The sequence below is a fragment of the Glycomyces halotolerans genome, from assembly GCF_054779575.1.
Genome location: NZ_BAAGXZ010000022.1, coordinates 34314 through 47794 on the forward strand (window position 1 = coordinate 34314; position 13481 = coordinate 47794).

The 13481-nt window shown below is 68.0% G+C and carries 10 protein-coding genes and 1 pseudogene; 6 read left to right on the forward strand and 5 right to left on the reverse strand.

All coding sequences use genetic code 11. The annotated features are described in order from the left end of the window. Positions 1-526 precede the first annotated feature (526 nt). Positions 527-658 (reverse strand): hypothetical protein, encoded by a 132-nt coding sequence (locus tag ACYVL2_RS16585; protein ID WP_460545324.1) that lies wholly within the window; start codon positions 656-658, stop codon positions 527-529. A 113-nt stretch (positions 659-771) separates the two neighbouring features. Here ACYVL2_RS16585 and ACYVL2_RS16590 point away from each other — a divergent pair, with 113 nt between their 5' ends. Continuing rightward, entirely contained in the window at positions 772-2067 is a 1296-nt protein-coding gene (locus tag ACYVL2_RS16590; RefSeq protein ID WP_460545326.1) for a CE1 family esterase, read from the forward strand. 53 nt (positions 2068-2120) lie between these two features. Here the strand turns inward: ACYVL2_RS16590 and ACYVL2_RS16595 are convergent, their stop codons facing one another. Further along, a complete protein-coding gene (locus ACYVL2_RS16595; protein WP_460545328.1) occupies positions 2121-2981 on the reverse strand; it encodes an alpha/beta hydrolase family protein in 861 nt (286 codons plus the stop codon). Between the two features lie 129 nt (positions 2982-3110). Then, the gene (locus tag ACYVL2_RS16600; protein WP_460545330.1) at positions 3111-4553 is read right to left on the reverse strand and encodes an endo-1,4-beta-xylanase; all 1443 of its coding nucleotides are present in this window, start codon (positions 4551-4553) and stop codon (positions 3111-3113) included. Between the two features lie 299 nt (positions 4554-4852). On the opposite strand from ACYVL2_RS16600, the gene ACYVL2_RS16605 reads away from it, so the two are divergent. The 4 genes and pseudogenes from ACYVL2_RS16605 to ACYVL2_RS16620 all read left to right on the forward strand — a co-directional run bounded on the left by ACYVL2_RS16605 (position 4853) and on the right by ACYVL2_RS16620 (position 9680). Continuing rightward, positions 4853-5911, forward strand: a complete 1059-nt coding sequence (locus tag ACYVL2_RS16605) for a LacI family DNA-binding transcriptional regulator (RefSeq protein ID WP_460545332.1) — start codon at positions 4853-4855, stop codon at positions 5909-5911. Between the two features lie 198 nt (positions 5912-6109). Continuing rightward, positions 6110-7609 carry a non-reducing end alpha-L-arabinofuranosidase family hydrolase gene (locus tag ACYVL2_RS16610; protein WP_460545334.1) on the forward strand — a complete coding sequence of 500 codons (1500 nt, stop codon included), beginning with the start codon at positions 6110-6112 and terminating at the stop codon, positions 7607-7609. A 25-nt stretch (positions 7610-7634) separates the two neighbouring features. After that, positions 7635-9233: pseudogene (locus ACYVL2_RS16615) on the forward strand (glycoside hydrolase family 43 protein); the annotation flags it as partial. A gap of 48 nt (positions 9234-9281) precedes the next feature. Then, the gene (locus ACYVL2_RS16620) at positions 9282-9680 is read left to right on the forward strand and encodes an RICIN domain-containing protein (protein ID WP_460545376.1); all 399 of its coding nucleotides are present in this window, start codon (positions 9282-9284) and stop codon (positions 9678-9680) included. Between the two features lie 121 nt (positions 9681-9801). Here ACYVL2_RS16620 and ACYVL2_RS16625 read toward each other — a convergent pair whose 3' ends face one another. Then, complete coding sequence (locus tag ACYVL2_RS16625) at positions 9802-11439, reverse strand: GH39 family glycosyl hydrolase (protein ID WP_460545336.1); 1638 nt, start codon at positions 11437-11439, stop codon at positions 9802-9804. A 181-nt stretch (positions 11440-11620) separates the two neighbouring features. Here ACYVL2_RS16625 and ACYVL2_RS16630 point away from each other — a divergent pair, with 181 nt between their 5' ends. Next, positions 11621-12664 (forward strand): LacI family DNA-binding transcriptional regulator, encoded by a 1044-nt coding sequence (locus ACYVL2_RS16630; RefSeq protein WP_460545338.1) that lies wholly within the window; start codon positions 11621-11623, stop codon positions 12662-12664. Between the two features lie 42 nt (positions 12665-12706). On the opposite strand, the gene ACYVL2_RS16635 is transcribed toward ACYVL2_RS16630, so the two are convergent. Continuing rightward, complete coding sequence (locus ACYVL2_RS16635; RefSeq protein ID WP_460545340.1) at positions 12707-13393, reverse strand: hypothetical protein; 687 nt, start codon at positions 13391-13393, stop codon at positions 12707-12709. Positions 13394-13481 lie beyond the last annotated feature (88 nt).

Consider the following 13481-nt stretch of genomic DNA (forward strand, 5'->3'; position numbering starts at 1 on the left):
TGCCGGTGAGCTCCGAGCCTTCATTTCAGCTGGCGACCACCCGCTGAAGCGAAGCTCGGCCGGTCACGCTTGAGTTCCCGGTGGAGTCGTTTCGGTCGAGGTAGGGGCCGTCAGGTGGGTATGCAGGACCGCTACCTGGGGAAATAGGTTTGCATAGGTCGCCATGAGGCCTGCAACTACCAGGCAACATGCAAAGGCGTCGATCTTCGGAGCGGCGCCTTTCCTCGTCTCAAAATCCGGACGAAGAACCCCAACAAGCAGCAGAAACACCCACCACGACGAGGCCGTGCCAAAATCCTGATGCCGACCAAAATAGACTGGCATTGGTTGTCGCTTCCAATACTGCCAGGACATGCCGACATCTCCCCCGCTAGCCGGGCTGACACCCCCCATCAAGAGCAACCGGCGTACCGGCAACTATCCGATTCGAGTCACGAACCCAACGGTTCCAAGGACCGTAGGTGCCGTCCGGCTCGGTCCGGTTCGACCCCACCACCTCACCGGATTCGACACATGTCCGTTGGTTTCAGCGGCCGATGACGATGGCCTTCACGCCCGAATGGCGGACCCAGGGGTTGCGGCGTTCGAGGAGCACGGCGAGGCGGGTGTGCTCGAAGTCCGGTGCGGGCCAGGAGCCCAGGACCGAGCAGCCGAGCATATATGGACATTTATCGATAACCAGGATACGGTAATTTTCGGAGCCTCTCACGAAAGTTTCCGCCGCAGGGACGCAAGTTGAACCGTTCTTGACGACACGAAAGGCGTCTCATCATGACCTCTTCGAGAACCGGCGCGAGGATCGCGCTGGTCGCGGCGGCCCTGGCGGCAGTCTTCGCCGCGGGCACGCTGGCGGCCACCGCCGATCCTTCGCCGTCCCCGGCACAGGCGCAAGCGACAGCCGGATGTGGTCAGGCCCCCGGCCTGACCAGCGGCACCCACACCATCCAGAGTGGCGGCACGAGTCGCAGCTTCATCCTCGACATCCCCTCCGACTACGACGACGACCGTCCCTACCGCCTCGTCTTCGCCTTCCATTGGTGGGGCGGCACCGCTCAGGATGTGGCGACCGGTCAGACGGTGGAGGCGGGCACTTACGCCTACTACGGGCTCAAGCGGCTCGCCGGCGACTCCACCATCTTCGTCGCTCCTCAGGGCCTGGACAACGCCTGGGCCAACAACGGCGGCGAGGACATCGCCTTCGTCGACGACATGCTCGCGCTCATCGAGGGCGATCTGTGCGTCGACACGGACCAGCGCTTCTCCCTGGGATTCAGCTACGGCGGAGCCATGAGCTACTCGCTCGCGTGCTCGCGACCCGACGTGTTCCGCGCCATCGCGCCCTACGGCTCGCCTGGGTTCGTCAGCGGATGCGACGGCGGCACCGAGCCGGTCGCGGTCTACGCGGCGCACGGCACCACCGACAACTTCACCGACGGCATCTCCCAGCGCGACAGGTTCGTCGGCAACAACGGCTGCACCCCGCAGACCACGCCATCGCCTCCGCAAGGGAGCCGGACGCACATCACGACCGAGTTCTCGGGATGCTCGCCGGACCACCCGGTCGTGTGGGCCTCGTTCGACGAGGGCCACATCCAAGCACCGCGCGATGGCGCCGCCGGCCAAGGCGCCGACTCGTGGCTGCCTGGAGAGACCTGGGAGTTCTTCAACCGGTTCGAGTCCGACCCGCCCGAGGAGACCACGCCTCCGGACGAGACGACTCCCCCGGATGAGACCACACCTCCGGAAGAGACCACCAGTCCGCCGACCGGGTCCGGCTGCTCGGCCGAGATCGAGGTCGTCAACGACTGGGGCTCCGGCTGGCAGGGCAATCTCCTCGTCACCGCCGGAAGCGACACCATCAGCGGCTGGACGCTCACCTGGACCTGGCCGGGCGGTCAGAGCATCAGCAGCCACTGGAACGCCGACGTCACCACGTCCGGATCGACCGTGACCGCGGTCGACGTCGGTTGGAACGGCACCGTCCAAGCCGGACAGACCGCGGGCGCCTGGGGGTTCATCGGCACCGGCTCGGCGGCGACGCCGGCGGTGACCTGCACTGCCGACTGAGGTGCGCCTTGGGCCGGGGACGCCTCGCGTCCTCGGCCCTCGGCCTTCGGGGGTCAGTCGAGCTCGGCTTCCCAGACGATGCCGTCGCCGGAGGCGTCGGCCGGAAGCCGGTCGCGTGCGGCGGTGTCGCCGTACAGGTTCCACCGCATCCAGTCGAGGCTGGTGGCGACGGTCTGGTCGTAGGTGGGGCCGTTCCAGATGTACTCGTCGTGGCCCTGGCCGGTGTGCGTCATGAAGGCCTTCGGGCCCGGCAGCGCGGCATAAGCCCGGCGAGCGAGGTCGTATTCGCAGATCTCGTCCTGGTCGCCGTGGACGAACAGGACTTTGGCGGTGACCCGTTCGGCCGGGTCGCCCATGTCCACGGTGGCGTGCGCTATCGCGGCGGTGATCCGCTCGTCCGGCCAGGCGGTGAGGAGTCCGTGGGTGGTCATGCCGCCCAGGGAATGCCCGGCCGCGCCGACGCCGTTCGCGGTGTCCATGCGGCCGGCGAACATGTCCCCGCCCTCGTTCAGTTCGAGGGTGCGGCTGATGACTTCGGTGACGTCGAGCGACTGGCTGCCGTTGTAGACGTCGTCGACCTTGCCCTCGGTGCCGGTGGAGGTGGTCGGGAACAACGGCGCCGGGACGATGAAGCCGGCGCCGGCCAAGGGGAGGATGTGGGTGCCGTAGCTCTCCGGGTTGCCGCCGAGGCCGTGGCTCCATTCGATCACCGGGAAGCGGCCGTCCGCGATCGGAGCGTCGCGCACCGGCTCGCCGCCCGGCGAGCCGGTCGCCGGGTAGAAGATGCGGGTGAGGAGGCTGCGATCGCCTCTGCTCCAGGCGAACTCCCGCACCCCGACCGCGAAGGGCCCGGTCGGGGCGGTCGCCGCCGCGAGCGCCTCGGCTCCTTGGACTCCGGGTCTTGAGACTGCCATCGATCACTCCTTCACGTGGGACGTCGCCGGCGGGCTCGACGGCGACGTCCGTCATTCCTGATATTGAACGAGGATGCCGCCCGGGCGCTGTCCGTGCCCGGGCGGCCTTCCTGATGCGGGAGCCTGGCGCTAATCCAGGTTCCATTGTTGGTTGGTGCCTCCGTGGCAGGACCACAGGTGGACCGGTGAGCCGTTCTCGGTGCCGTAGCCTTCCACGTCGAGGCACAGCCCCGAATGGACGCTGGTGATCGAACCGTCGGCGTTGACGTTCCAGCGCTGGTTGGTCCCGCCGTGGCAGTCCCAGATGATCGCCGCCGTCCCGTCCGAGGTGCCGGCGCCCTCGGCGTCCAGGCACTTGCGCGAACCGCCGGAGTAGACCGACAGCTCACCGGCGTCGGTGTAGGTCCACTGCTGATTCGCACCGTCCCAGCAGTCGTAGATCTGCAGCTGCGTCCCGTTCTCGGTCGACTGGTTCGGCACGTCCAGGCACCGGTCCGACCCCACACCGCGCACATGCACACCGTCACCACCGGACGGAGGCGGCTCAGTGCCGCCGTTGTTCAGCGCTTCGAGCACGGCGTAGTAGGCCTCCTTCTTCTGGTAGTTGGAGTCGAACAGGAGGGGGGAGTCGTCGGGGCGCCAGGTGTGCGCGTCGGTGATGCCCCAGGTGGTGATGCCGGTGCAGCGGGAGACGGCCATGCACGCCTCGGTGACCTGCCGGTACACGTCCGCCTGCGCGGCCCCGGAGCCGCCGACGTCGAGCTCGGTGATCTCGACATCGACGCCGAGGTCGGCGAAGCGCTGCAGATTCTCCTGATAGGTGCTCAGGTCGGAGTCCCAGCTGAGATGGCTCTGGAACCCGACGCAGTCGATCGGCACGCCGCGGGCCTTGAAGTCCCGGACCATGTTGTAGATCCCGGTGCTCTTGGGGTTGATCCCGTCGGTGCTGTAGTCGTTGTAGCAGAGTTTGGCGTTGGGGTCGGCGGCCCTGGCGGTGCGGAACGCCTCCTCGATCCAGCCGTCGCCGAGCTGCTGTTGGAGGTTCGACTGGCGGCGGCTGCCGTCCCACTCGAACGCCTCGTTGACCACGTCCCATGATTCGATGTCGCCGGCCCAGTGTCCGGCGACGCCGTTGATGTGGTCGATCATCGCTTGCCGAAGGTCGTCGCCGGTCAAGCCTTGGACCCAGCCGGGCTGTTGGGCGTGCCAAACGAGGGTGTGGCCGCGGACCTTCATGCCGCGGGCTTGGGCGTAGGCGACGATCTGGTCGCCGCCGCTGAAGTTGAACTGGCCCCGGTTGGGTTCCGTGGCGTCCCACTTCATCGCGTTCTCGGCCACGACGCTGTTGAAGTCGCCTTCGAGTGCGGAGGAGTAACTCGAGTCGCCCAGCAGGCTCGGGACGACCGCGGCGCCGAAGTACCTACCGCTCTCGGACGCCGAGGCGCCGAGCGTGTCGGCGGCCTGCGCGGACCCCGCCGACATCACCAGCGCCGTGGTCGCGGCCAGGCCCGCGGTCGCGACCGCGGCGACGGCCGACCAGAGGCGACGCCGCCTGGGTGCGTTGTTGGTCATTGCGAATCCTTTGTCTCTCGGGGGTTGGATCATCGAATCGTTCCAGCGGCACGGCCGCGTGATGTTATCGTTCTCACTCTTGCGCATCTCCCTATGAGCTCGCGTTCTCAGCAGACTGCGCGGCCAGCGGTGCCGGGGAGGCGAGCCGCACACGCCTGCGGGGTGACGAAAATTTCTGGTTCATCTCAGAAATTTATGTTCCCCAGACTATAGATATCGTTCGATATCTCGTCAAGCGGGCCGCCGCTCGTGCCAACGCTCCGACGAATGTTCACGCGAAGAGGCGCTAAGATCTGCCAATGACTTCGGCTGGAGAAAGCGCTTCCCCCGACACCGGGTCGGGCGGCGCGCCGCTGACCATTGCGCAGATCGCCGACCACGCGGGCGTCTCGATCGCGACGGTCTCCAAGGTCGTGAACGGACGCGACAACGTCGCCCCCGAGACCCGCGAGCTGGTCGAGGGCGTCATCCGCCGCTACGGCTACCGGCGCCAGAAGCGAGCGGTCAAGGCGGCCCCCCTGCTGGAGGTCGTCTTCCACGAGCTGCGGGGCCTGTACGGCATCGAGATCATCAACGGCGTCGAGGAAGTGGCCCGCCAGCACCGGCTCGGGGTGGTCGTCTCCGAACTCGAAGGGCGCCACACCCCGGGACGCGGCTGGGTCGAGGACGTCCTGGCCCGCCGCCCCACCGGCGTCATCGCGGTGTTCACCGAGCTCACCGCCGAGCAGTGCGAGCAGCTCCGCAGCCGCGACATCCCCCTCGTGCTCCTCGATCCGGCCGGCGACCCCGACCCCGAGTCGGCGGCGGTCGGCGCCAACAACTGGAACGGCGGCCTCTCGGCGACCCGTCACCTGCTCGGGCTCGGGCACCGCCGCATCGCGGCGATCACCGGACCCGAGCACATCCTGTCGGCGCGAGCCCGGCTCGACGGCTACCGGGCCGCCATGGACCTGGCGGGAGTCGAGGTGGACCCGACGCTGGTGCGCATCGGGGACTACCAGATCGCCGACGGCAGGCACCACACCCGCGAGCTGCTGCGACTGAGCGATCCGCCTACCGCGATCGTCGCCGGCAACGATGGCGAGGCCCTGGGCGTGTACCAGGCCGCGGCCGAGGCCGGGGTCCGCATCCCCGAGGATCTGAGCGTGGTCGGCTACGACGACCTGCCGATGGCCCAGTGGAACATCCCCCCGCTCACCACCGTCCGCCAGCCGCTGCGGGAGATGGCGGCCGCCGCCTCCGACATGCTCCTCGCCCTCGCTCAAGGCGAGTCCCTCCCACGGCCGCGGGTCGAACTCGCCACCGAGCTCATCGTGCGAGCCAGCACCGCCCCTCCTTCCGCCACCCGCGGCCGGTAGGGCCCACGAGACAACAGCCCGGAGCGACAGCGGTACGCACCTCGGCGAATAGTTGCCACACATAGATCTATTTACATATCCAAAGGCGTCTGGTTATCCTGTCCCCACGGCTCTGTATTTTCGGCAGAGTCGCGGAAAATTTCCGAGACCCGCGAGGCTGTTAGCGATAACAGACTCGGGGCCCTCCCAGAAAGGCCCATGATGAAACCGACCAGAGCTCGAAAACGGATCGTCTGGCTGGCGACTGCGTTGACAGCCGCCCTCGTAGCGGCCACGCTCGCAGCCGCGACCTCCCCGGCACAGGCCGACCCGCTTCCCACGACCTTCCAGTGGGAATCCAGCGGCCAGTTGGTCGCGCCGCAGCAGACCGCGCCGGGACGGACGCTCGTGTCGATCAAGGACCCGACGGCGGTGCAGGTCGACGGGCAGTACCACGTGTACGCCACCACCGCCGACACCGACGGGAGCTGGTCGCTGACCTACTTCGGCGGATTCACCGACTGGTCCCAGGCCGGGCAGGCCCAGCAGTACCACCTGTCGCAGACCGCCATCGGCGGCGGCTACCGCGCCGCGCCGCAGGTGTTCTACTTCGCACCCGACGACCAGTGGTACCTGGTCTACCAGACCGGGCTGCCGTCCTTCTCCACCATCGACCACCCCTCGCAGCCGCAGACCGCCTCGCCGGCGCAGAACTTCATGTCCTCGCACGGCATCGCCGACGGCAATTCCTCCTACATCGTCGACTACTGGGTCACCTGCGACGACGTGAACTGCTACATGTTCTTCAACAACGACAACCAGCAGTTCTACCGCGCCCAGACGACCGTGGCCGAGTTCCCGAACGGCTTCGGCGACGTCGAGCTGTTCATGGAAGCCCCGGACAACAGCCTGTTCGAGGCCACCAACGTCTACAAGATCGGCGACACCGGCCAGTACCTGCTGCTCATCGAGGCGATCGGCTCCGACGGGGCCCGGTACTTCCGGTCCTGGACCTCCGACCGGCTGGACGCGAACTTCGGCGAATGGACGCCGCTGGCCGACACCGAGTCCAATCCGTTCGCCCGTTCGAGCAACGTCTCCTTCCCCGGCGGCCAGTGGACCAACGACATCAGCCACGGCGACATGGTCCGCACCGGCGGCGACCAGACCATGGAGATCGACCCGTGCAACATGCAGTACCTCTACCAGGGCAGAGACCCGAACTCCGGCGGCGACTACTCGCAGCTGCCCTACCGCCTCGGGCTTCTGACCCACACCAACCCCACCTCCGACTGTGGCAACTCGGAGCCGCCTCCGTCCGGTGGGGGCGCTCATGTGCGTGGTGTGGGGTCGGACCGGTGCCTGGACGTGCCGAACCAGTCGACCGAGAACGGGACGCAGGTGCAGATCTACGACTGCTGGGACGGTGTGAATCAGCAGTGGACCTACACCGATTCGGGTGAGTTGTCGGTCTACTCCGGCGGTTCGCGCAAGTGCCTGGACGCCGAGGGCGCGGGCACCTCGGACGGGACGGCGGCGATCATCTGGGACTGCCACGGCGGGACCAACCAGCGCTGGAACCTGAGCGGCGACGGCTCCATCACCAACGCCCAGTCCGGGCTGTGCCTCGATGTCTCGGGCGCCTCGACCGCCAACGGCGCCCTGGTCCAACTCTGGACCTGCCACGGCGGCGACAACCAACGCTGGAACCTCGACTAAACCGCTGAAAGGGCAGTGATCTCCAATGTCATGGCTTGACCGCACCGGCTCCCGCCGCGCGGTCCTGGCCACTGGAGCGGGGGTGTTCGCGGCTTCGGTCGTGAACATCCCCGCCGCCGGGGCCCAGGCCCAGCAGACGTTCACCAACCCGGTGATCTGGCAGGACTTCGCCGACGTCGACATCATCCGCGTCGGCGACACCTTCTACCTGTCGGCCTCCACGATGCACTACTCCCCCGGCGCCCCGGTCCTGCGCTCGTGGGACCTGGTCAACTGGGAGTTCGCCGGCCACTCGGTGCCGAGGCTCGACTTCGGCTCAAAATACGATCTCAACGGCGCCCGGGGCTACGTCCGCGGAATCTGGGCGTCCTCGCTGAACCACCGTCCGAGCGACGGGCGGTTCTACTGGATCGGCCAGATCGACTTCGCGAACACCTACGTCTACACCGCTCCGGCCGCCGAAGGGCCTTGGACCAGGCACGCGACGATCGGACGGTCCTACTTCGACGCGGGGCTGCTGTTCGACGACGATGACTCGGTCTACGTCGCCTACGGCAACACCGAGATCCGCGTCGCCCAACTCTCGACCGACGCGACCCGCGAGATCCGGGACCAGGCGGTGTTCCAGACCCCGGACCCGCCGGGCGTGCTCGAAGGCGCCCGCTTCTACAAGATCGGCGGGAACCACTACATCTTCGTGACCCGGCCGGCCAACGGTCAATATGTCCTCAAGTCGACTTCAGGGCCTTGGGGTCCGTACGAGATGCGGGAGCTGCTGCTGGACCTGCCGGGCCCGATCGACGGCGGCGGCGTGCCCCACCAAGGCGGCCTCGTCGACACTCCGAACGGCGACTGGTACTACATGGCGTTCACCGACGCCTACCCCGGCGGACGAGTCCCCACCCTGGCCCCGATCAGTTGGACCGGTGACGGCTGGCCGCAGCTCCGGACCGTGGACGGGGCCTGGGGACGGCAATACCCGCTCCCGAACCTGCCGCCGCGCCGGACCGAGCCGCTGACCGGCGTCGACACCTTCGACGGGGCGACCTTGCATCCCAAGTGGGAGTGGAACCACAACCCCGACGACGGCCGCTGGTCGACCGGCGACGGCCTGCGACTGCAGACCGCGACGGTCACCGACGACCTGTACTGGGCGCGGAACACCCTCACCCACCGGATCCAGGGCCCGACCTCGACGGCCACGATCGAGCTCGACTGCTCGGCCATGCGCGACGGGGACCGGGCCGGCCTGGCGTTGCTGCGCGACTCCTCGGCCTGGATCGGCGTCGAACGCGACAACGGCGCCCATCGAGTCGTCATGGTGAACGGCATCGAGATGGACGGCGACTGGAACACCGTCGCCACCGGTTCGGAGGCGGCCGGGACGGTGCTGTCGGGCGGCACGGTGTGGCTTCGCGCCGAGGCCGACATCCGCCCCGGTTCGGGCCGCCGAGCGCTGTTCTCGTACAGCACCGACGGCACCGACTTCACCCGCCTGGGACCGGGCTTCACCTTGAAGAACGCTTGGCAGTTCTTCATGGGCTACCGTTTCGCCGTCTTCAATTACGCCACGCGGTCGCTCGGCGGCGCGGTCACGGTGCGTCGATTCGAGATCTCCACGCCCGACGGAGCGGGCTCGTCCTATCCCGAGCCTGGGGTGCGTTACCGGCTGGTGGCACAGCACAGCGGGAAGGCCGCCGACATCGAAGGCGCTTCCACCGCCGCGGGGGCGACATTGATCCAGTGGTCGGTCCACGGTGGGGCGAACCAGCAGTTCGACTTCCTCGACTCCGGGGGCGGCGCCTGGCGGATCCGGGCCCGCCACTCCGGACTGGTCCTCGAGGTCTCCGGCACCAGCGCCGGTGCCGACATCACCCAACAGCCCGACACCGGAGCGGCGAGTCAGCTCTGGGAAGTCGTCGACCACGGCGGCGGCACCGTCAGCCTGGTCAACCGACACAGCGGCCTGGCCATGGACGTCTGGAACGTCGCCACCGACGACGGCGCCCGCGTCTCCCAATGGAACTACACCGCCGGCGTCAACCAGCGCTTCGCGCTGCAACGCGTCTGAGACCACCCGGAAGGGGTGAGCCCGGCCGGGGCCCGTGGCCCGGCTCCGACCGGGCCGGTCGGCGGTGCGCGTGCCGGAGCGCACCGCCGATCCGCCCTTCACCGGGCGCAGGACCCGATTGTCATGACGACTGCCACAAGGACATCACGGCCCAAGGTTCGAGTTCAATGTCGAGTTCGAGCACGCCGGACTCGGGCACGGTCAGCGGGTATCGCAGGAGCGCGTCGGCGACGGCGCTCAGGTATCGGCTCTCTTCACGTGACGGATTGAGCGGGCTTCCGAGCCCGTGCCAGGCATCGGCGGGGTTCCCGTGCTCCCAGTCCATGATCTCGACGAGGAAGACGGTGCCCGGCTCGAGTCCGCCGATCGAATGCCGGATCCTCCGGCTCGGGCCCGTGTTCGCCAGCGCGCGGGTCGCCTGGTACGAGTCCGCCGAGCCGATCGCCTTCGTGCCCATGTCGTCGGGGTAATTGAAGAACACGGCCGCCACTGCCGAGGTCCGGCTGTCGCGGGTCACGACCCCGTGCGGGGTGGTGAGGAGCAGCCGGTCGCCGAGGCGCTGGAGCATCTGGAACGCGTGGAAGGTGGGTTTGTGGATGCCGGCCTCGTTCACCAAGCCGAATCCGCCGTGGAACGGTCCGATGCCCGCGCCTCCCTCCTCGAATACGTCGGTGAAGGCCCAGTAGGAGATCGAGTCGGCGAGTGCGGCGCACTGGAGGTATGAGCGGGTGATCGAGGTGGCGGCGAAAACGGTGTCGTGCATGCGGTCGCGGGAGGACGGAGAGGTCGACCATTCGGTGATGTGGAGCTCTGCTTCTGGGTAGGCGCTGTCGACGATGAGTTTCCGCAGGAAGGTGAGGTCGTCGTAGGTCGCGTCGGCGTAGCGTGAGAGGTGGACGCCGGTTCCGTCGGCGTGGAACGCGAAGTCGGTCGGGTAGAGGTGGGTCGAGACGAAGTCGACGGGGACCGCTCGCTCGTCGCACCAGGCCAAGAACTCTTCGATCCATACCGGGCGCCAGTCGAGCGCGTCCACGTCGTCGGCGGTGGCCGTCTCGTGCGTCTTGGAGCGGTCTTCGGTTTCGCCCTTGTAGCGGTCGTCGGGGACGAAGACGCTCGTGGAGGGGCCGCCGACGAGGAGTTCGGGGTCGATGCGCTTGATCGCGGCCGCGGTGTGCGCATAGAGTTCGAAGTATTCGGTCCTGGTCCCGGTCCAGAAGTGGGGCACGAGGTTCGGCTCGTTCCACACTTCGAACCGCCATTTGCGGACTTCGGCGAGTCCGTATCGGTCGATCCAGTGTTCCACGGTGCGTGTCACGAGTTCGGTCCAGCGTGCCATGTCCTTGGGCGGGCTGCCGTGCGCGCGCCACCAGAAGAGGGTCTCGGTCTCGGTGGCGAGCTCGCGGGGCATGAAGCCGAGTTCGACGAACGGGCGGGCTCCGGTGTCCAGGATGAAGTCGAAGACCTTGTCGACGTAGCTGAAGGTGTGGACCGGTGCTTCCAGGGGCGTGTTTGGGCCGAAGCCGCCGCCGTCGCTCTCGCGGTAGACGAACATGTCGTCGTGGAAGAGGCCGTGGAAGCGGATGTAGCGGAATCCGAGCGTGTCGACCGCTTCGGTGAACTGTCGCTGCCAGTCCGCGCGGAGTGCTTCGTTCGCGCGTCCGGCGCCGACGCATTCGCTCCAGACGTGCGGCAGTGCCTTCTCTTCGCGGGTCTCGCCGTCGATGCGAATCGGGGTTTCCGGCGTGCCGGTGGCGTTCATGGCCTCACTTCGTTTCCTTGATCATTCGAAAATATTTCGAAAACTATTCGACTGAAGCTCAGATTACTTGCGACGCCAATTACTGTCAATTGCCACTGACCCGTGCGCATCCTCTGGAAGCGGCGGGACGCAGGCCTCATGATAAGCTCGAAAAACTTTCGAAAGCATTGAAGGGAACCTAATGAGCCGGCGCCCCCAGTCCAAGAGAGTCACCTTGGCGGATGTCGCGCGCGCGGCCGGCGTCTCGCAGGCCACCGCCTCGAAAGTCCTGAATGGACGCGGCGACGTGGCGGCCGGCACCAGGGACCACGTCCTTCGCGTCATCAACGAGATCGGTTACCGGCCGACGACGGTACGCCAGGAACGGATACGGGAGCGGACTCTGGTCACGGTCCTCGATTTCGTGGAGTCGCGCTACGCCGGGACGGTCCTGCAAGGGATCCTCGACGCCGCTACGTCCGCCGAGACCGAGCTGCTCCTCCGGCTCCCTCCCGATCGGCCGATCGGCACCGGCCCCGAAACGGCCCATGCCTGGCTCGCTGAGCTGCGGGCAGCGGGCGCGGTCGGCATCGTCGAACTCGCCGTCGCCGTACCCGATCCAGTGCTCGATGCCGCGAACGACCTGGAGCTGCCGGTGGTGACGATCGACCCGATCGACACCACGGACGCCCGCGTGGTCAGCATCGGCTCCACCAACTGGGAGGGGGGCCGCTCGGCGACCGAGCACGTGATCGGCTTCGGGCACCGCAGGATCGCCTGGATCGGCGGCCCGCTCAGCTCGGCGCCGTCGTCCGACCGCTTCCACGGGTACCAGGCCGCGCTCGACGCCGCCGGCCTCACGCTGGACCGGGCGCTGATCCGCCACGACGCGTTCTCCGTCGAGGCGGGAACCAGGCACGGCCGCGACCTCCTCGCACTCACCGATCGGCCGACCGCCATCGTCGCGGGCAACGACGAGATCGCCATCGGCGTCCTCGCCGCCGCCAAGGAGCTGCGCATCGACGTCCCGGACCGACTGTCGGTGACGGGATTCGACGACACGCCGCAGACGGAGTGGACCACGCCCAGTCTCACCTCCGTGCGCCAGCCGCTCGCGGGCATGGGACGGATGGCCGTCGAGACCGTCCTCGGTATGGCCGACGGCGTCCAACCGGCCTTCCAGCACCTCCAATTGGCGACGACGCTCCGCGTCCGAGGCTCGACGGGGCCCGTCCCCGCGCCCTGACGGTTCGGCGAAGCGGCAGCGAGCCTCGATCGCGCCGTCGCTTCAGCTCGAACCGGTGAACCGCTCGGTGATGTCCGCGGCGACCGGCCGGACGATCAGCCACAGCGAGGCGGCGAACGCCCATCCCAGGAGCAGCAGCACCGCCTCGGAGGTCGCGGCCACGACGGCCGTCGCGACGACGAGGAGCGAGAGGATGCCGAGGGTCGACTTCCAGGAGTGGAAGAACTCCACCGCCGCCACGCGGAGCACATCGCGGAAGCGGAACGAGAAGAACGAGGTCACCACCAGCAGATGCCCCGACCACACGGCGAGCACCACCAGGAGCACGGCGCACACCGGCCGCAGGATCGCGCCTCCGGCGACGTCTCCCGCGAACAGGACGTTCACCGCGAGCACCGCCGTGAGCGCGAGCACGGGAACCCACCAGGAAAGCGTGTCCCGCAGGTTCAGCCGGAGCCCGCGGAACAGCGGTCGCGCCGGACTGAGGTCGGGCTCGGCCGACCATGCCCGCTGCGCGTACAGCGCCGTCGAGAGCGCGGGCGCGACCGGGAGGAGCGCGGCGACGAAGAACCCGACGTTCGCCGGCTCGGGAGCCAGCACGGTCCACAGCAGCAGGGTCGGCACACCGGAGCCGGCGAGGAACAGTCCGAGGACGATGTACCGGTAGATCGCGGCGGTCAGCCGCGAGAGCGTCCCCGGGCCGATCTCGCCGACGTGCTCTGAACTCACCTTCGGCTCCTTTCCGTCTCCCGACAGGGGTGTACCGGGCCGGGCGCGACGTCCCTGGTGGGGACCGTCGCACCCGGCCCGGCTCTCT